This window comes from Mycobacterium heckeshornense, assembly GCF_016592155.1.
Lineage (GTDB): Bacteria > Actinomycetota > Actinomycetes > Mycobacteriales > Mycobacteriaceae > Mycobacterium > Mycobacterium heckeshornense.
In genome coordinates this window covers 1315475-1334584 of sequence record NZ_AP024237.1, presented here as the reverse complement: position 1 = coordinate 1334584, position 19110 = coordinate 1315475, and the positions used below count along the sequence as shown (strand labels likewise).

Here is a 19110-nt window from a genome sequence, read left to right as displayed (position 1 = left end):
GGGGAGGCAATTTCAAGGCAATAGATCCGTTGCAGACGGGAGAATTCGATGATTGAGGGACTGTCCGACATGCCGGAAGGTGTAGCCGGAATTCGTGTCTCAGGCCAGCTGTGCGGCGACGAACTGCGCCAGTTCAAGCCGGCTTTGGAGAAGTTACTGCAAACCGGCGAGGTCAGGATCGTGGAAGTCATCGCCTCCGATTACGAGGGTTTTGGACCTGGCGGCCTGGCCGAAGATCTCAAGCTGGGCTTGGGCACGGTCTTGCCGCACCATTCGGCCTTTAAGCGCATCGCCGTGGTATCCGACAAGGAATGGGTCAGTCACCTCCTGCATGCACTAGCGTGGATAGTGCCCGGCGAGCTCGCCGTGTTCCCGCTTGATGAACTTGAGCGCGCCAAGGAGTGGGCCGCAAGTTAAGTGCGTGAGGCGCGCCCGAGTCGCTGCTCGAGTTGCAACACCCGCTTGGTTGTCTTGAGCACAGTGTCAGGGTTGAGGCTTATCGAGTCGATGCCGATCTCGACGAGGAATTCGGCCATGTCCGGGTAGTCGGACGGCGCCTGTCCACACAGCCCTGAGTGCATGCCGTTGCGGCGACAGCCGTCCACCGCCAGCCGGATCATCTCCTTGACACCCTCGTCGCGCTCGTCGAAGTCGAACGCGACGATCTCACTGTCGCGATCGACCCCCAGAGTGAGCTGGGTCAGATCGTTGGAACCGATGGAGAAGCCATCGAAGTGTTTGGAGAATTCATTGATCAGCAGGACGTTGTTGGGTATCTCGCACATCGCGTAGATCTTCAGGCCGTTCTCGTCTCGCCGCAGCCCGAGTTCGGCCATCCGGTCGAGCACCTGCTGGGCTTCGGCAACGCGACGCACGAACGGCAGCATGAGGACGACATTGGTCAGCCCCATCTCCTCGCGCACCCGCTTCATGGCCTGGCACTCGAGCGCAAACCCCTCAGCGTAGGCGGGATGGGCGTAGCGGGAGGCTCCGCGGAAGCCGAGCATCGGGTTGTTCTCCTTGGGCTCGAAGGCTGCACCGCCGATGAGGCTGGCGTACTCGTTGGTCTTGAAGTCACTCATCCGCACCACAACGGGCTTGGGCCAAAACGCCGCGGCGATGGTGCCGATTCCTTCGGAGAGCCGTTGAACGAAAAAACTAGCTCCGTCAGGGTATCCGCGGGTCAGTCGTGCCAACTGGACACGCGCCTCGGGGTCGGTGACCCTGTCGGGATGCAGCAGCGCAAGCGGATGGCCCTTGATCGACTCGCTGATAATGAACTCCATGCGAGCCAGTCCCACGCCGTCGTTAGGCAGAAACGAGGTCTTGAACGCCAGGTCCGGATTGCCGAGGTTGATCATGATCTCGGTGGCCGGCCGCGGCAACGCGGCGACCTCGGTCTGCTCGACGGAAAATGGAACCTCTCCAGCATAAACGCGCCCGGTGTCGCCCTCCGCGCAGGACACCGTGACTGTCTGGCCGCCGGCCACCCGCACGGTCGCGTTACCGGTACCCACCACTGCGGGCACCCCGAGCTCGCGGGCGATGATCGCAGCATGGCAAGTGCGCCCACCCCGGTTGGTGATGATCGCGGCCGCAGTCTTCATCACCGGCTCCCAGTCCGGGGTGGTGGTATCGGCAACCAGCACTTCGCCGGGCCTGAATTCGGTAAGGTGAGTCAGGCTTTCGATTGTGCGGGCCGTTCCTGAGGCAATCTTCTCACCCACTGAACGGCCCTCAACAATCACCTCACCGGGGCCTTTGAGCACATAGCTCTCCACCGTGGTCACCGCGCGTTGGGAAGCGACGGTCTCGGGTCGGGCCTGCACGGTGTAGAGCCGCCCGTCGATGCCGTCTTTCGCCCACTCCATGTCCATCGGCTGGCCGTAGTGCCGTTCGATCTTGATCGCGTAGTCGGCCAACTCCAAGACATCCTCGTCGCTGAGGCAGAAGTGCTCGCGGGCCGGTCTGGGCGTCGGGATGTTACGGGTGGTCTGCTTAGCCGAGCCCTCGACGAAGACCATCTTGACCGCCTTGTCGCCGAGAATCCGCCGCAGCACGGCACGGTGGCCCGCGACGAAAGTGGGCTTATGGACATAGAATTCGTCCGGATCAACCGCGCCCTGCACAACGTTCTCCCCTAGGCCGTACGCGCCGGTGATCAACACGACATCGCGAAATCCGGACTCGGTGTCCAGGGAGAACATGACGCCCGACGACGCGAGATCGGAGCGCACCATCTTCATCACACCGATCGACAACGCGACCTTGAAGTGGTCGAAACCCTGGTCGACGCGGTAGTGGATCGCCCGGTCGGTGAACAGGCTCGCGAAGCATCGCCGGCAGGCGTCGAGCAAGGTCTGCTCGCCATGGATGTTCAGAAAGGTGTCCTGCTGGCCGGCGAAGCTCGCAGTCGGCAGGTCCTCGGCCGTCGCCGAGCTGCGCACCGCCAGGCTCACATCGTCGCCGTACTGCTTCTGTAGCCGCCGGTAGCCGGCGAGCACCTCGTCGGCGACATCGTCGGGTAGCCCAGCGCCGTATACGATTTCGCGGGCCTGCTTGCCGCGGCGTGCCAAATCGACGACGTCGCTGGGATCGAGGCCGTCGAGTGCTGCATGCAGCGGCTGCAAGGCCTCGGCCGCCTCGAGCATCCGCCAGTAGGCGTCGGCGGTGATGGCGAAACCGTTCGGTACCAAGACCCCTTCCCCCGAGAGCTTGCGGTACATCTCGCCGAGCGATGCGTTTTTCCCGCCGACCAGCGGAACGTCCTCGATCCCAAACTCCTCGAAGAAACGCACGTATTTGGCCATGTCGATGCTTACTCCTCTCTTAGCCCGCTGAGCAGGAGAATGGCTTGTAGCCCAAGCCAGGTCGACCGCAATCCCGAGAGTGCGCGGTGGCGCGCACCCAGCCCGCCGTCCGGGCGCTGAAGCAGGACGAGCTGATGTCCACAGCACCGGGGTAGCGCAGCCGCCGGCCGATGACGTGGGCCACCGCGAGCCCGCCCCACAGCGCCCCGACCGAGGTGGAACCCGCGCCGGGCGCCAGCCGCAGGCCGAGGTGCTCATCTTCGCAGTCACCCAGGAAAACGGCGAGCAGCGAATCGGGGTTCCAGTGCGGGTTGACTAGCTGAGTCAGATGCATGCCCATCGCCGTCGTCTCCAAGTCCGAACCGGGAGCTGCCCATCCTCCATCGGTACTTCGTGCGTCATCCAGCAGCGCAGCGATACAGTCCCGCTCGGATCCACGAATTGCGCTGTAGCGCAGATGCATTAGCTCGCAAAGATGCACAGCCTCGATGATCGCGGCGCGCCAGTCTCGCGCCCCATCGCAATCGCAGAAATTTTCAAGCCGGGACCGCAGCCATTGATCCGGCGAGTATTTAGGCTCGCCCCCGAGCACCTTAAGCGCGCGAAGCGCGGCCCAGCCGATGGTCAAGCTGGGGTATGTGCCGCTCTCGTCCTGAAGAACGCGCAGCCAGTCAGCGGTCTGCCGGGGCTCTGGGATGTGGGTGTTGAGCAGCTTGAGCGACTGCAGCGCGGCCAGCGTGTCGGGAGCGTTCGGCTCCTCGACGGACCATTGCGGAGTGCGGTAGAAGCAATAACCCCCGGCGGACGTGCGTCGCCCCAGCACGTAGCGGGTGATAGCGGCTCGGTCGAGCCGATCCGGCCATGCGTCTGCATCGCCTCGTGGCATCGCGTCGGCCCTCATCGTCGGCATCTCGCCTTCCGCGGCAAGCGGGTACGCGCGATCAGGCGGTCAGTGCGGCGTCGAAGCATGGGCACGTGCCTCGTCGGGTAGGCCATTGCGCTGGGTGGACTTCGAGGCGGTGGACTCGCGGGCTAGGAACCCGGTGAGTTCGCCGATCGCGCTCATCAATGGTGCGGGAAAGACGACTGTGGTGTTTTTCTCTACCCCGAGTTCGAGTAGGGTCTGCAAGTTTCGCAGTTGTAAGGCCAGCGGATGCTGCATCATGGTGTCGGATGCGTCGCCGAGCGCCGCGGCGGCACGTGCCTCACCTTCGGCGGCAATGATTTTGGCTCGCTTCTCACGTTCGGCTTCGGCTTCGCGGGCCATTGCCCGCTTCATGCTGTCGGGAAGCTTAATGTCTTTCAGCTCGACCAGGGTGACCTCCACACCCCACTCCACGGTGGTGGTGTCGAGGATTTGTCGGATGCTGGCGTTGATCTTCTCGGTCTGGGCCAGCACTTCGTCAAGGGAATGTTGCCCGACGACATTGCGCAGCGTGGTTTGTGCGATCTGATTGATGGCGGCGTTGACGTTTTCGATGACGACAACCGCTTTACGGGCGTCGATGACGCGGAAGTAGGCAACTGCAGCGATGTCCACGCTGACATTGTCGCGGGTGATGATGCCCTGCGACTGAATTGGCATGGTGACGATACGCATCGAGACCTTCCACAGCCGGTCGATGACCGGGATGATCAACCGCAGCCCGGGTTCGCGGACCCCGATCACCCGGCCGAGGCGGAAGTGCACACCGCGCTGGTACTGCCATACCAGCCGAATCGATGCGAGCAACGTGACCACCGCCGCTGCAGCAGTAACTAACACTGCGATGCCTTGGCTCACGGCGCACCTCAATCCGACTATCCACCTTTGCGCCGATAACACTAAGTATTTCGGGCACCGTCAAACAGCGGCCAGAAGTCCCGGCTTACTCGGCCGAAAGACCCTTCCTCGACAACGTCGGGGCAATACCCCGGACGACCTGACTGACCTTCTGCCCGATGCTTGGTGACCTTCGCCTCTGGAGCGCACTTGTGGCTGGGTTTTAGCGTTCCCTCCGTGGGAAAGCAACGGCCATGCATTGCGGGCTTGATGGCAGCGGTCTGGATGACCGTCCAATATCTGGTCCGAGTCAGACCGTGGATGTACACCTGGGGAGCCGACCCGGACGAAGTATCGGCAGCCCTACCGGGAGATGAGCTTGTTGGCGCGGCCGTGCCGAGAACAACACGAGCGGTGACCATCGATGCACCGGCTGAGATGGTGTGGAAGTGGCTGGTGCAGATAGGTGAGGGCCGTGGCGGCTTTTACAGCTATTCATGGCTAGAACGTGCCGTCGGTGCCCGTATCCATAACGCGCAAACGGTGCATCCCGAGTGGCAGCATGCGCAGATCGGCGACCCGATATGGCTTGCGCGTCGGTACGGCGACATCGCGTGCCTGAACGTGGTTGCCCTCAAGCCGAACTCGCATCTGGTGCTGCTGTCGGAAGAAGACTTCGCCCGGGTGCGGCGAGGTGGCAAGGCGCGGGGTGCGTGGGCCTTTTACCTCGAACGCACCAATGGACGAACCCGGCTGGTGGCTCGAAGCAGTGGTGGCGAGGTCGGGCATTTTGTCTTTGACGTGGTGCATTTCGTCATGGAACAGAAGATGCTGCGCAGCATTCGGCATCGTGCTGAACAGACGTTCAGGGAACATATCCAGGCGAACTCGCATCTCACTCGACTATCCGAAAAGCGGTGCCAGCAGGCAAGCCTTCGCCGCAATACGCGATACAGGAATCTTAAACACACAGAGGCGCAATGATTAACGCCCGCAAACTATGAACCGGGCAAAATAATCTAGAACAGGGAAATGTACAGTAAAGTAAGTTATTCGGGTGTAGTAGTCGGCGTTGATGGTTCCTCGCCGTCACGGACGGCCGCACAATGGGCCGCAGGTGAGGCGGCAATGCGCAATATTCCCCTCACCCTTGTCCATGTCATCTTCGCCCAAGCTCGGGGACCCGCGTTGCCCGGCAAACCAGCCCCGCCTGCAGCCGAGCCGAACCCCCACGAGAAAGCGGTGGGCCAAAAGATCATCGCCGATGCCGTAAACGTGTTAGAGGGCAGCCCCCCAGCCGCAGCCCGGCCCCGAGTCGATGGCAAGGTCTTGGTCGGGCCACCCGTCCTGACCCTTGTCAACCTGTCCAAACAGGCGCAATTGGTGGTGGTGGGATGCCGTGGGCAGAGTATGCTGGACCGCGTTCTGCTCGGATCGGTCAGCACCGGATTGGTCCACCACGCCCACTGCCCCATCGCCGTAATCCATGGCGATGCTCTTTTTACGCCGCAGCTATCGAAACTGCCGGTTGTCGTCGGCATTGACGGGTCGCCGACCTCAGAGTTGGCCACTGCCATCGCTTTCGACGAGGCATCCTGGCGAGGCGTGGAGTTGGTCGCGCTGCACGCCTGGAGCGATGCGGACGAGTTCCCCATCGGCACCGTGGAATGGTCGAGACAGCAAGCATGCGCGGTGGAAGTGTTTGCCGAGCGCCTTGCCGGCTGGCAGGAGCGCTACCCCGACGTCAGTGTGCACCGGCGGATTGTGCCGGATAATCCAGCTCGTCACCTGCTCGAGGCAAGCGAGTCGTCCCAGTTAGTGGTCGTCGGTAATCGCGGTAGAGGTGATTTTCAAAGCATGCTGCTGGGATCGGTCAGCACGGCGGTGGTACATGCGGCCCGCTCACCCGTGATCGTGGCACGCCCACGCAGATTGGAGCCCTTACGTGGCACGGGATGAGCACGCATCAATGGGCGGGATAGCGGCCCAATATGTCAGTCCTCTGTTCGCCGATCTTTACGAGATCACGATGGCGCAAGCCTATCTAGCTCAACGCATGTCGGGCACTGCCGTTTTCGAAACCTTCTTCCGCAAGCTGCCGAAGACCCGCTCTTACGTTATGGCCGCTGGCCTTTCGGATGTCTTGGACTTCTTGGAGGGCTTTCGATTCCAGCCCGAAGATTTGGAGTACTTGCGCGAATTGGGCCTGTTTAGTGACGCCTTCCTCCAACGACTTTCAGCGCTGCGCTTCACCGGCGACGTGTGGGCGGTGCCGGAAGGAACGGTAGTATTTCCAAACGAGCCGATTGTGCAAGTGATAGCACCAATTTTGGAGGCTCAGCTAGTTGAAACATTTGTGGTGAACCAAATCCACCTGCAGAGCGTCAGCGCGAGCAAGGCCGTGCGTGTCGTTGACGCTGCCCGCGGGCGGATGGTGGTGGATTTTGGAGCACGACGCGCACATGGCACTGATGCGGCGGTCAAGGTGGCGCGAGCCAGTTATCTTGCGGGCAGCGCCGGCACGTCGAATTTGCTTGCCGCCAGACACTACGGCATCCCAGCGTTCGGCACGATGGCCCACAGCTTCATCCAGGCGTTCGGCAAGGAGCTCGATGCGTTCGACGCGTTCGCGCGCCTCTATCCCGGCACGACATTGCTCATCGATACCTACGATACCCTGGAAGGGCTCGATCACGTCATCGAGCTGGCCGGGCGTTTAGGGGATCGCTTCGACGTGCGCGCGGTCCGGCTGGATTCGGGAGATCTTGGCGCACTGGCAATGGCGGCCCGCGCAAGGCTTGACGCAGCTGGTTTGAACCACATTGAGATTGTCGCGTCGTCAGGTCTCGACGAGTACGGTGTGGCGGCGCTGCTGGACGACGGCTGCCCCATCGATGGCTTCGCGGTGGGGACCAAGGTCGTTGTCTCGCAAGATGCGCCCTCGCTCGACATGGCTTACAAACTAGTGGAATACGACGGCATCGGGCGCACCAAGTTCTCCAGCGGCAAGGTGATCTACCCGGGACGCAAGCAGGTTATCCGCAGGACGGATCACGGAGTTTTTGCCGGCGACACCGTCTGCAAGCCCGACGAGCCACTCGAGGGCGAGCCGCTGCTGGTGCCCGTGATGAAAAATGGCCAGCGCCTCCCCCAATACAATGCCAGCTTGCAGACAGCACGAAGCTGGGCGCGGCAGCAGATCAACGCTCTGCCGCATGAGCTTCGCACGCTTGACAATGTTGAGTATTCCTATCCCGTGGACATCAGCGCACGAGTCAGGCACGGGCTAGAACAGCTCCGCGTCGGCCGACGCTAAGCCTGGGCGTTTGGCCATCTGCGGAACTCGTTGCCCTACTGGCCGGCCAGTGACGATGATCGGATCAACGGCGTAAGGCTTGAGAAGCCAGGACGGATTGAGCGGTACACGTAACCGCGGACCAGCGGGGGACGCACCATCGGTCCCGGCAGCAGGTGTCGGCAACGACGATATATGAGTTGACAGACCAATTGCACACCGAGCACGTCGCCCGGGTGCCTGGCCAGGAGATCGCGGCCACGGTTTCTGCGTGATTAGCGGAAGGAGCCGCACACAGCCCCTTGGCTGAGGATCTTGCTTTTGCGGTGCGGGCCGACGACTTGCCGGCAGAATATGCCACACGTGAGCACGTGTCTGTTGGTGTGTTGACCGTCTCTTTGGATGGCGACCACGGGGTGGCCATTCTTCATTGAGTCTGCCGATGTGACGGTCGGTGTGGCGGCGGGGTTGATCTTGTTCGTGTGCACCGTCAGTGTGACGAGGAACTGATGGGTGCGCGGCACCCCGCTGAAGTCTTGGTCGGCTTGCGGGGTGCCGCGCTGTAGTGCTCGGAGGCACCGATGGTGACGGTAGAGGCTGATGTTGTCCGCGTCGAGTCCCGGTTGGCGGCTGGGGAGATCGCGTGTCCGGCATGCGGGGACGGGGTGCTGGGTGGCTGGGGGTATGCCCGGGCCCGTCAGATCGAGGGACTGCGTGATGTGGTGCGGCCGCGGCGGGCGAGATGCCGAGTGTGCATGGTGACCCACGTGTTGTTGCCGGTGACTGTGTTGTTGCGTAGAGCGTATGCAGCGGAACGGATTTGGGCCGCGTTGATAGCTCGTGCTCAGGGGTTGGGGCATCGCCGGATCGCCGCGGATGTGGGGGTGCCGGCGGCGACGGTGCGGGGTTGGCTGCGCCGGGCGGCGCAGCGGCTGGAGGTGGTCCGGTCGTGGTTTATCGGTGTCGCGGTGGCCGCCGGGGTGGACGTGGTGATCCCGGATGGGACGGGTTGTGCGTGGCGGGATGCGTTGGCCGCGGTGGCGACCGCGACCGTGGCGATCCGGTTCCGCTTCGGTGCGGGTGGGTTGCTGGGCGCGGTGACGCCAGATCGGGTAGCGGTCGCGGCCAGTGGTGGTCGGCTGCTGGCACCGCGCTGGTCGCCACCGCGGCGCTGAGGCTGCGCAACACGAATCGCCCCTGACGCGTAAGCGGCGTGATCGGTGATCCTCACCAAGGCACCTGCGCGGCAACGGTTTCGGGCAGGGCCTTCGATTGGAGAGGAAAACCGAGAAGATGTCGTTGGAGGAGCACAAGCGCCGCGAGCGAGCCCAAGCAATCGGGTTGTTCCGCTATCAGCTGATCTGTCCGGCCCTAGATGCGGGGTTATCGACCAAGCAGCGCGGCAAGCTGGTGCGCCAGATCGCCGCCGGTACCCATAGCGACCCATTCGGCAATCAGGTGCGGATCTCGCGGGAGACGCTGGACCGTTGGATCCGCCGCTACCGGTCCGGCGGGTTCGAGGCGCTGGTGCCCGCGCCGCGCCGGCTGGCCGCGCGTACCGACGCGCAGGTGCTGGAGCTGGCCGCGTCGCTCAAGCGGGAGAATCCGACCCGCACCGCCACGCAGGTGGCTCGGATCCTGCGCACCGCGACCGGGTGGGCGCCCTCGGAGTCCACCTTGCTACGCCATTTTCACCGGCTGGAGTTGATGGGCCCGGCCACCGGCGAGCTACCCGGGGTGTTCGGCCGGTTCGAGGCCGCCGACCCCAATGAGCTGTGGTGCGGCGATGCTCTGCACGGCCCGCGGGTTGGCGACCGCAAGACCTACCTTTTCGCCTTCATCGACGATCACTCTCGGTTGTTGGCCGGCTACCGGTTTGGCTTCGCCGAAGACACCGTGCGCTTGGCCGCAGCGTTGCGCCCCGCACTGGCTGCCCACGGGGTGCCTGGCTCGGTCTATGTCGATAACGGCTCGGCGTTTTGTGACGCCTGGTTGTTGCGGGCATGTGCGAAACTCGGGGTGCGCCTTGTTCATTCCCAACCAGGTCGGCCTCAAGGTCGGGGCAAGATCGAACGATTCTTTCGCACCGTACGCGAACAATTCCTGGTGGAGGTGACTGACACCAGCACCGAAGACCTCGCTGCCGCCGGGGTCGATCACGCCACCGCGTTGTTGGAGCTTAACCGGCTGTTCGTCGCCTGGGTGGAAACCGAATATCACCGCCGCACCCATACCGAGACCGGGCAAAGCCCGCTGGATCGGTGGGAGGCCGGCTGGGACCGGCTCGGGCGGACCCCGGCCATGCCGACCGCCGATGATTTGACCGAGGCGTTTTTGTGGTCCGAATACCGCGTGGTGACCAAGACCGCCACCGTGTCGCTGCACGCTAACACCTACCAGGTCGACGCGGCCCTGGTTGGGCGCAAGGTGGAGCTGGTGTTCTCCCCATTCGACCTGGAAACCGTCGAAGTCCGCTACCGCGACAAGAGTTTCGGCAAAGCCCTGCCGCACAGCATCTCTCGCCACACCCACCCCAAGGCCAAACCGGAAACACCCGAGCTCGAGCCGCCGGCAGCGACGGGGATCGACTATTTGGCGCTGACCGCCGCCGCTCACCACGAGCAGCTACGCCGCGACGAACGCATCGGCTATCACGCCCTCTACGGCCAGGACAGCGAGATTGCCGGCCAGCTATCCCTCGACGACCTTGCACCCAGCGGCGACGCCGATCACGATGGTGAGGTGTCGGCGTGAGTATCCAACGGCTGCAATCACATTGGGGATTCACCCGGATGCCGTTCGGACGTGACCTGGCGCCAGCCATGCTGCACCGCCATAGCGGCCACGGTGAGGCGGTCGCCCGCATCACCTGGTGTGTGGACCAGCGTGCGATCGGAGTGATCACCGGCGAGGTCGGCGCGGGCAAGACCGTGGCCGTGCGGGCGGCCACCGCCAACCTGGATCCGTCTCGGCACGTGTTCATCTACCTGGCCAACCCCACCATCGGGGTGCGCGGCATGCTCACCCACATCGTGGCCGCGCTCGGGCACACCCCCGCCTATCACAAATCAGCCCTGGCCCCCCAAGCCGCCGAGGCGCTGGCCACCGAACACGCCGAACGGGGCCGCAATCCCGTGCTGGTCGTCGATGAGGCCCACCTACTCGATAACCACCAGCTCGAAGCGATCCGGCTCTTGACCAACCACGAGATGGACAGTGGATCCCCGTTCGCCGTCGTGCTCATCGGCCAACCCAGCCTGCGCCACCGGCTCCGGCTCGGGGTGCTCGCCGCGTTAGATCAGCGCATCGCAGTCCGCTACACCATCGCCGGGATGAACGGCGCCGACACCGCCGACTACATCCGCCATCACTGCAAAATCGCCGGACGCTCCGACACCCTCTTCTCCGAGGACGCCATCGGGCTGATCCACAACGCCTCCCGCGGTCACCCCCGCGCGGTCAACAACCTGGCCCTGCACGCGCTGACCGCCGCGTTCGCCGCCGATCACGCCATCGTCGACGAAAAGGCCGCTCGCATCGCGATCAGCGAAACCGCCGCGGACTGAACCTGATTCACGTCAACACGACCAGCACCGCATCAACCCGACCAGCACTCCGTCACCACGCCCACCACGGCCCCGCTCACCACACCGAGCGGGGCCGTTCTCATCATCGGATCGTCGTCAACATCGATGACGCCCTCATCGTCATCTTCAGCGACGCGCAACATTGGTGTAACCATCGTGACCTAAGAAGTTCTAGTCTGCGCTTTCATAGGTGCTGGCTGCGGACGACATACACCGAAAAGTCCGCATCGCGCAGTGCTCGCGACCTGGTCAGTTCGATCAATTGCGCGACTTCATTGTGGTACTCGGCGCCCAGAACTACCGATCGAATTGACTGTTGGTGCATTGTTACATACCGCAGGAACTGGTCTGTGTGCACGATGTTTATCTCGATGCCCGGATAGTATCGGCGCCAGTTGACTAGCGACTCCTCGACCGCTGCAGCCGCGTGGCTACGCTCGATGCCTTGGCGGTCACCGACGAGGTCAGAGGAAGGACACTGCGACGTCCTTACCACGCAAAGGGGAAACGCACGCAGCTGCGCTTCTTCCATCGCCTCCTGGAGCACGTCCTGATCGGCGGTTGAGAAGTTGACCAACGCGGCTATGCGACAACCAGCGCGCTTCGGGTCCGAATACTGGGTGGCGGGAACGATGGCCACCGAGCAGTGCGCCGAGGCGGCCATGTTCGCGGCCAGCGAGTCGCTCGGTCCGTGTGGTGCCGCTTTCGGTGAGCCGACACACAGCAGTACCGCTGACCGTGAGGCCTGGAGCAAAACCGTCCCCGGATCGCCATGGATACTTTCCAGTTCGACCTTGACCGGCGTGTGAGTTGCTTCCACAGCAGCGCGCGCATCTTGCAGGGCAGCTGCGGCCACTAGGGATTGAGCTTTGACGACATCGGGTGTGAAACCACGGTTACGGTCGATCACGTGGACCAACCGTAAGGGGACAGCGTGGCCAACGGCCTCGTCGGCACCCCACTGCGCCGCCGCCACTGCTGCACGGGAGCCATCGATTCCCACCACCACTGACTTTGCAATGTGACCGTCAACCACGTTGTTCTCCATGGCCTTAGCGATTCAAAGTCGAATATTCTATGCACGGCATTATCGAGCTTGCCGCCTGCGTTAAACGGACACATATGCCCATAAGGTTTTAGTTTCCCTTGAGCGAAACGTAGTACAGCAGGGCCAAAAGTCCCGATTTCGGAAGACTCGGAACCAGCGTGCGCTGCATGGGATGCTCTCATGCCGACCCGAAAGCGGCACCAAACTAAGGACTTAGTGCTCTGGCGTGGCCAGTCCGCAGTGCCAACTGTGGAAATAGCGACAATCGTAGAGTGCAAAGTGTAGCAGCATGAGCCCGACATTTCCTGACACTGAAGTCATCCGGACAGCCCTCACCCTTGCGACGCAGGCACCGTCTGTCTACAACACCCAACCGTGGAAGTGGCGCGCAGACGCTACGAGCTTGGATCTGTATGCCGATACCGCGATGCGGCTGCAGAGCACTGACCCGGAGGGTCGCTAGCTGGTATTAAGTTGTGGCGCAACACTGAATCATGGCGCTATCGCATTAGCGGCGATGGGCTGGCGGGCCAGGATAACCCGTTTGCCGGATCCGGCCGATCCCGATTACCTTGCCACGATCACGGTCCATGCGCACACCCCCGACCGCGTCAACATGATGTTGGCAGAAGCCATACCCCGGCGACGAACCGACCGGCGCCACTATAGTTTTCGGCCGGCATCCGCTGCTGATATCGGCTTGATGGAAGCACGTGCGGCGCGACTCGGGGTGACGCTACAGCGAGTTACCTAGTTAAGGAAATTGAAAGATATTTTAGTCAAGGCATTTTCAAGCCATGCCATCAATTTTGCCTACTTAGCCCAGTTAACCAGGTGGAGCGGGCGGTACGGCTCACGCGCTGGTGTCCCGGCACGGAACACGCCGCCACCTGACCCAACCGCACGGATTCCCGGGCGCGTGTTCGCTGGCCCTGCTCTGGCTGAGCCGTCGTCCCCGCCCGGTGACGAGAATGCCGTGATACTTGCGCTTGGCACCAAAGCTGACGATCAACTGGCCTGGTTACGCGCTGGTGAGGCGATGAGCATCGTACTGCTATCCGCGACAACGATGGGGATGGCCAGTTGTGCGATTACCGAACCGTTGGAGATCAGCGAGACACGCGACGCCATCCATTCGGAGGTGTTCGGTACCGGTGGCTATCCGCAGATGCTGCTGCGAGTCGGTTGGGCACCGGCAAATGCCGATCCGCTGCCAGCAACGCCACGACGCAGACTATCCTCCGTCGTCGAATGAGCTAACCAACCGCAGCGGTCTTTGCGGGCGCACAATGCAGCGCTGTGCCAACCAGTGAGCGGCCAATCCCTGTCGCGTAATCGGATTCAAGGCTCGTGGGCCGGGCACCCCTCTGCGGACCTACTCACAGATTTAGCTACCTCGGCGACATCCTACAGCCGCAACTCCTTTTTGAGCACTTTTCCGGTAGGGCCCATCGGCAACTCGTCGATGATGCGGACCTCACGGGGGTACTTGTAGGCGGCCAAACGCTGCTTGCAGTAGGCGATCACCTCGTCGGGCATCAGTGTGACACCGTCCTTGGGCACCACAAACGCCAACACCTCCTGGCCGAGCTTTTCGTCCGGCTTGCCGATCACCGCCGCCGCGCCAACACCGGGGTGGTCGAAAAGCACTTCCTCGATTTCACGCGGATAGACGTTATAACCGCCACGGATGACGAGATCCTTTTTGCGGTCGACGATGAAGAGGTATCCGTCCTCGTCGCGGTACGCGAGATCGCCGGTGTGAAACCAGCCGTGACGGAACGCCTCAGCGGTTGCTTCGGGCTTCTTGTAATAGCCCTTCATCACGTTGTGCTCACGGATCACGATCTCGCCGACGTTGTCGGGTCCGGGCGGCAATTCGTCGTCGTTCTCGTCGACCACGCGCACTTCAACGCCCCAGATCGGCTTGCCGATCGAGAGCACCTTGCGCTGCTCGGCACTGATGTTAAACGTTGTGGTGGAGGCGGTTTCGGAGAGCCCGTAGCCCTCGAGAATGACTACGCCAGGGAACTTCTCTTCGAATGCGCGGATTACTTCCCCGGGAATCGCGGCGCCCCCGGATATTCCGACCCGCAGCGCGGAGAGGTCCCGGCCGTCGGCATCGGCCTGCAGCAACGCGAAATACATTGTAGGGACACCGGAAAAGATCGTACAGCGGTGCCGGGCAAGCTGCTCGATCACGGCCTGGGCGTCGAAGCGCGGCACCAGCACCAGTGTGCCGCCGAACCGCACCGTTACGTTGAGCACGCTCGACAGACCGAACACGTGAAACATCGGCAGCACCGCCATGCCGACGTCGTCGTCGCGAAAATCGAACAGTTCACCGGCGACGGTGCAGTTCATGAAGAGCTGGAAGTGTGTCAGCTCGGCACCCTTGGGTTACCGGTCGTGCCCGACGTGTAGATGATGACGGCCGTGTCGTCGGCGTTGGTCGGCTCGATGTCTTTGGCGTCCTCGGCGAAGTACAGCTCGTCGAAATGCTTTGTACCCTCAGGGTGTTGGTCGTTACCGGGCAAACTCACCACAAAGGTGGTCAGCCCGTCGGCGCCTTTCACCGCTTCTTCGGCCAATGTCTCGAAGGTGATCAGCAGACGAGAGTCGGAATCGCGCAGGTGGTAACTGACTTCCGGAGCACGCAGCAGCGGATTGAGCGGCACCATGACCGCACCGGCCTTGAGAATCGCGAAGTAGGCGAACAGAAAGTGCGGCAGGTTGGGCAATTGGACCGCGACCTTGTCGCCGCGGCCCACACCGAGGTTGCGCAGACTGGTGGCGATCCGACCAGAGATGTCGTCGACCTGGGCGTAGCTGAATGTCTGCTCGGCGATGTGGCAAAGCGGCTTGTCTGGATGTGCGTTGCGGGATTCGCGGAGCATGACCGCGAGGTTAAAGCTCACCAATTGCTCCTCGACGGCTAGGCGAGACGGATTCGTGAATCGGCCGGTGAGGGCGACTCGGCTGGCGTATCCGGCTGCGGAAACAGTGGCCGCAGCACCGCAGGCGACCGGAACGGCGTCCACTTGGCGCGAGGCTGGGCTAGCCGGTCGGCGACGGCCCAGATCACCGCGGGGTTGTGGCCGTAGCCAAAGTGGCTGCCGATCACCGCAATGTTTTCGGCACGCGGCGACGGCATATCCAGACAGGCCTGCCAGGCCACCACACCGTCACATTTGGAGTAGATCGACGTCGACGGCACCGGCAGGGGCTCGGTTTCCAGCTCCAACGGCACTCGGCCCCGCTCGATATGCAGGTGGGAAAAGCGGTTGAACGCTGCGCTGGCGCGGGTCTGGTTGTGGTCAGCCAAGCGAAACGGGGTGCCCAGCGTGATCACCTGGCGTATCGCCTCCGGACGGCGGCGGCCCATAGCCCGTGCATAAATGCCGCCGAGGCTCCACCCGATCACGCTAACCGGAGCGCGGTACCGAGCGTGCAAGTCTTGCAGGCGCTCCCCCATGCCGGCAACCGCTTCGGCCGTCGGGCCGATGTTGCGACCCAACCGCCAACCATGCACCCGATAGCCGAGGCGCCTCAGGATGCGCCGTAGCACCAGGGTGGAGCCATCGCCGGCCAGCAGGCCGGGCAGCACCAGGACCGGGTGCCCGTCCCCGGTCGGTACCGCTCGCCGCAGCGGCAGTGCCCCGACCAGCAGCCCGAACTCCAGCGCAGCGCGCGCGGGGTCGGTCAGCGACAACGGCCAGGGCGGGGCGCCGCGCCGCGGTGGATGCTCGACGGGTTCAAATAACGGCTCGGACATAACCGCCAGCCTGCCATCGACGCCGGGTCCGGCGCGGCAGGTTCGCCCAGATGAAAGTCGGCCAACTCGATTTTTATCGACCCAGACTCCAGGTCTTCGCGTCAGCCATCGCGGCGTGGGCTGCGGCGCGCTGGCAGACATGAGGAGGGGCCGCGAGGAGGCGGACCCACCGGTGGAAGACGCATGCTTGTGCCCGGTCACACAACGAATACGGATCGCGCGCGGCCGCGGCAAGTGTGCGGGACGGGATCCTGCGCAGCCCCACTCCCCCGGCGCAAAACGACCAGCGATGATCAGCTGGCGGAAATATACATCTCCGTATATGACGTACGATAATTCTCGACCAGTTCTCTCGGTAACTGGGTTTAAGGACGATGACGATGCGGTCAGAATCGCCAACGAGTCCATCTATGAGCTCTCCGGTGTCGTGTTCGCGTCAGGTCTTAACCGCGCCAAGGCCGTAGCGTGTCGCATTCGTACTGGGACGCTGGGCATCAACAGCGGACCGTGGTGCGGCGCTGACGCCCCGTTTGGCGGCTACAAACAATCCGGTATCGGCGGGCAGTGCGTTTTGAAGGGCTGGCGATCTTCACCCAGACCAAGACCGTAGCTTGGCCTGCGCACGAGGCGGTAAGGAGGCTTGCTGAAATCCCAGCCAGCGATCCTCCACGGCGTCGTCATCGACGAGGAGGTCGCCGAGGTCTAGCACGGCCCGCGTTCCATCGTCCATTCCAGCCCAGCCGTGGGCCACAGGACTCTAAAACGGCGCGGGCTCATTGGCGGGAAGCACGACAATGTGCGCCGTCGACTGGCGAGAATTGCCATCGAACTCGAAGTCGCCCCACTGCTGCAGCATCGCTGCATCTAGATCGGCGAGCAGGACCATGCGTCGATCGCCGAGGGACCGATGTCGAAGCTGTTCAGTACCTTGGGCGCTGGTCTGTGCCGCACAGGATGCAAATGATCTCGTCGGACTGGGCGCGCTGCGCAGCTGCTTCGACTCCACTGCTGTAGAAACCGCTGCTTTGAGCATTCGGTGAGATTGTCGGTGGGAACAAGAATTTATTCCGGTGAGCAAGACACCGCGCACGATCACCGCTCTGCGCGGTCTCGGGTTACCCCGTTAGCTTCTTGACCCGTCGACCACTTGCAGGGCGCCGGGTCGTCTTAGCAGTGCCGGTCTTGGTTTTGTCGACGGCGGGCGGACTGACCGCTTGCCGGCACCAGGCCCACATGTCGTCTTCGGTCAGGTTCGCGCCGCGGGTCCCGACCTGGAATACGCCGATCTGGGCGAGGGACGTCAAAGTGGCGTTCAGCAGCGCTGTCAGCTGAGCGGGGCTGAGGTCTTTGCGGACCAATCCGGCACGCGAGCAGTCGGTGAGGATTCTGGTGAGCAGCTTCTGCAGCGGCTCCCATACCTTGGCGAAATCAGCGGGTCGCTCGATCTCGAGGCTCAGGTTGTAGATCGTCGCGACGCGACCGCCCATTTTCTGGGACGACTCCGCGCGCGACAAAAACCCTCGACAGAATGCCTCCAGCTGCTCCATCGGGCCATCGGCGGCGGCGACTTCCTGCCTGATGTCCTCCGTGAATTGGCTCGTGACGTTCTCGTACAGTGCGAGTAACAGCTCCTCTTTTCCGGCGAAGTGCTGGTAGAAGGCACGCAAGCTTAAGTTCGACCGGTCGATGAGCGTCTGGATGGTGAAGTCCGCGCGGCCGGACTCCTGGACCAGCTCGAGAGCGGTCGCCAGGAACCGCGAGCTCCTGGCAAGCGCGCGCGCTCGTGCGTTGCTCAACCGGCGCTCGAGCGTCCGTTCCTGCCATTTGCTCGACAACTTGATCGCACCGCTGCCGGGCTCCTCGGCGTCCCCGAGCTCTCGGTCGTCACCGTTTTGGCTTTTCATGATGACCTCAGGATACGCGACTATTACGGCACCGCACTGTGGCCACGAGGTGTGTCAACGGTGTTTGTTGCTTTCGTGAATTCGTATTCTCACACATTGCAGGGGCAGGAATCCAGATCAGCAACCCCCACTGATGTCGCCGCTTCGCCAGGAAGGCCCGGGGACAGCTACCGCGTCCCGGTTCGCGGGTTCCGCAGCCCAACATTCTCGCCACCGATTGCGGCCCGCCAGGAATTCATCAGTCTCAAGGAGCCATCAAGCTCTCGCCGGAAAAGCCATCGACGGCGATCTTCCGGGAGGCGAGGAGCCAACGGCCCTCGGCGGGGATCAGCACGTCACGATACCTGCCCCAGTGATCAAGGCCGATGTCGGTATACACAGCGAAATAGCTCGTCACATCGACCCGGTTCCTCTCGACGGCTGAGAATCGAATACTGGCGAGGTGGTGTCGCACGTACTTCGGTGCCCGACGCGACGCGGAGCGGGAAACCTCCATCTGGGCGCGAAGCCCGGTCTCGATTGCGTCCCGTCCTGCGATGGGTTGTCCGCCAGTGAATTCCAGTACACCGTCAGGAGCGAAGCAGGCCGCAAGCGCTTTGAGGTCGAAGCTATCGGTTGCCGCGGTGTACTCGGCCAGGGTCTGTCTCGCCGACTCCCGGATTTCTAGCTCCCACAGTTGCACAACAGCCCTTTCAGTCGATATCAGAACATCTACTTCCGATTTCGCTAATGAATATTCCTATACCGTTAGGACCCTGAAGCACTTTCTCGGCCACATCATGTCTGCGTTGGTCGCGCAGGAATGCCAGGGTGGCGTCATCGGGCCGCAGGCCGGCCGGTCTGCCTGCGCCCGCAAAGCAACCAAGACGCGAAGCAATTCCGAACATCGCCGGCCTGCGGCTTGCGGCACGCACGGTGGCGTCAAGGTA

At 62.8% G+C, this 19110-nt stretch carries 18 protein-coding genes and 2 pseudogenes; 9 read left to right on the top strand and 11 right to left on the bottom strand.

All coding sequences use genetic code 11. The annotated features are described in order from the left end of the window. Positions 1-48: 48 nt before the first annotated feature. Positions 49-417 carry a SpoIIAA family protein gene (locus tag MHEC_RS06470; RefSeq protein WP_048893384.1) on the top strand — a complete coding sequence of 123 codons (369 nt, stop codon included), beginning with the start codon at positions 49-51 and terminating at the stop codon, positions 415-417. On the opposite strand, the gene ppsA is transcribed toward MHEC_RS06470, so the two are convergent. The 3 genes from ppsA to MHEC_RS06455 are packed head-to-tail and all read right to left on the bottom strand — an operon-like array spanning position 414 to position 4593. Next, positions 414-2810: a phosphoenolpyruvate synthase gene (gene ppsA / locus MHEC_RS06465; RefSeq protein ID WP_048893385.1), complete on the bottom strand. Its 2397-nt coding sequence runs from the start codon at positions 2808-2810 to the stop codon at positions 414-416. The two genes, MHEC_RS06470 and ppsA, sit on opposite strands and share 4 nt — an antisense overlap. A gap of 19 nt (positions 2811-2829) precedes the next feature. Beyond that, positions 2830-3720: a hypothetical protein gene (locus MHEC_RS06460; RefSeq protein WP_142358668.1), complete on the bottom strand. Its 891-nt coding sequence runs from the start codon at positions 3718-3720 to the stop codon at positions 2830-2832. A 39-nt stretch (positions 3721-3759) separates the two neighbouring features. Then, positions 3760-4593, bottom strand: coding sequence for a slipin family protein (locus MHEC_RS06455; protein ID WP_172442155.1), 834 nt, complete (start codon positions 4591-4593; stop codon positions 3760-3762). A 216-nt stretch (positions 4594-4809) separates the two neighbouring features. On the opposite strand from MHEC_RS06455, the gene MHEC_RS06450 reads away from it, so the two are divergent. From MHEC_RS06450 to MHEC_RS06425, 6 genes are all read left to right on the top strand, one after another. Continuing rightward, positions 4810-5556, top strand: coding sequence for a hypothetical protein (locus tag MHEC_RS06450; RefSeq protein WP_048893387.1), 747 nt, complete (start codon positions 4810-4812; stop codon positions 5554-5556). A gap of 48 nt (positions 5557-5604) precedes the next feature. Beyond that, complete coding sequence (locus MHEC_RS06445; RefSeq protein WP_048893388.1) at positions 5605-6531, top strand: universal stress protein; 927 nt, start codon at positions 5605-5607, stop codon at positions 6529-6531. A gap of 10 nt (positions 6532-6541) precedes the next feature. Then, positions 6542-7888 carry a nicotinate phosphoribosyltransferase gene (locus tag MHEC_RS06440; RefSeq protein WP_048893389.1) on the top strand — a complete coding sequence of 449 codons (1347 nt, stop codon included), beginning with the start codon at positions 6542-6544 and terminating at the stop codon, positions 7886-7888. Positions 7889-8448: 560 nt separating this feature from the next. Next, a complete protein-coding gene (locus MHEC_RS06435) occupies positions 8449-9042 on the top strand; it encodes a helix-turn-helix domain-containing protein (RefSeq protein ID WP_201399454.1) in 594 nt (197 codons plus the stop codon). Between the two features lie 118 nt (positions 9043-9160). Next, positions 9161-10621 (top strand): DDE-type integrase/transposase/recombinase, encoded by a 1461-nt coding sequence (locus MHEC_RS06430; protein ID WP_099869216.1) that lies wholly within the window; start codon positions 9161-9163, stop codon positions 10619-10621. Between the two features lie 38 nt (positions 10622-10659). Beyond that, positions 10660-11433 (top strand): ExeA family protein, encoded by a 774-nt coding sequence (locus MHEC_RS06425; RefSeq protein WP_235434982.1) that lies wholly within the window; start codon positions 10660-10662, stop codon positions 11431-11433. A 32-nt stretch (positions 11434-11465) separates the two neighbouring features. Here the strand turns inward: MHEC_RS06425 and MHEC_RS24690 are convergent, their stop codons facing one another. Then, the gene (locus MHEC_RS24690; protein ID WP_264016449.1) at positions 11466-11597 is read right to left on the bottom strand and encodes a hypothetical protein; all 132 of its coding nucleotides are present in this window, start codon (positions 11595-11597) and stop codon (positions 11466-11468) included. A gap of 41 nt (positions 11598-11638) precedes the next feature. Beyond that, positions 11639-12490 (bottom strand): universal stress protein, encoded by an 852-nt coding sequence (locus MHEC_RS06420; protein ID WP_160315075.1) that lies wholly within the window; start codon positions 12488-12490, stop codon positions 11639-11641. A 301-nt stretch (positions 12491-12791) separates the two neighbouring features. On the opposite strand from MHEC_RS06420, the pseudogene MHEC_RS06415 reads away from it, so the two are divergent. Continuing rightward, positions 12792-13757: pseudogene (locus MHEC_RS06415) on the top strand (Acg family FMN-binding oxidoreductase). A gap of 152 nt (positions 13758-13909) precedes the next feature. Here MHEC_RS06415 and MHEC_RS24800 read toward each other — a convergent pair. The 3 genes and pseudogenes from MHEC_RS24800 to MHEC_RS06405 all read right to left on the bottom strand — a co-directional run bounded on the left by MHEC_RS24800 (position 13910) and on the right by MHEC_RS06405 (position 16277). Beyond that, positions 13910-14326: a class I adenylate-forming enzyme family protein gene (locus tag MHEC_RS24800; protein ID WP_330849089.1), complete on the bottom strand. Its 417-nt coding sequence runs from the start codon at positions 14324-14326 to the stop codon at positions 13910-13912. Between the two features lie 45 nt (positions 14327-14371). Beyond that, a pseudogene (locus tag MHEC_RS06410) lies at positions 14372-15399 on the bottom strand (AMP-binding protein); the annotation flags it as partial. A gap of 38 nt (positions 15400-15437) precedes the next feature. Beyond that, positions 15438-16277, bottom strand: coding sequence for an esterase/lipase family protein (locus tag MHEC_RS06405; protein WP_048893362.1), 840 nt, complete (start codon positions 16275-16277; stop codon positions 15438-15440). A gap of 139 nt (positions 16278-16416) precedes the next feature. On the opposite strand from MHEC_RS06405, the gene MHEC_RS24795 reads away from it, so the two are divergent. Continuing rightward, positions 16417-16887: an aldehyde dehydrogenase family protein gene (locus tag MHEC_RS24795; RefSeq protein WP_308203875.1), complete on the top strand. Its 471-nt coding sequence runs from the start codon at positions 16417-16419 to the stop codon at positions 16885-16887. A gap of 147 nt (positions 16888-17034) precedes the next feature. Here MHEC_RS24795 and MHEC_RS06395 read toward each other — a convergent pair whose 3' ends face one another. The 3 genes from MHEC_RS06395 to MHEC_RS06385 form a co-directional block, all read right to left on the bottom strand. Beyond that, a complete protein-coding gene (locus MHEC_RS06395) occupies positions 17035-17310 on the bottom strand; it encodes a hypothetical protein (protein WP_162490248.1) in 276 nt (91 codons plus the stop codon). 82 nt (positions 17311-17392) lie between these two features. Beyond that, positions 17393-18181, bottom strand: coding sequence for a TetR/AcrR family transcriptional regulator (locus tag MHEC_RS06390; protein WP_048893363.1), 789 nt, complete (start codon positions 18179-18181; stop codon positions 17393-17395). Between the two features lie 244 nt (positions 18182-18425). After that, complete coding sequence (locus MHEC_RS06385) at positions 18426-18863, bottom strand: nuclear transport factor 2 family protein (RefSeq protein ID WP_048893364.1); 438 nt, start codon at positions 18861-18863, stop codon at positions 18426-18428. Positions 18864-19110: the final 247 nt, after the last annotated feature.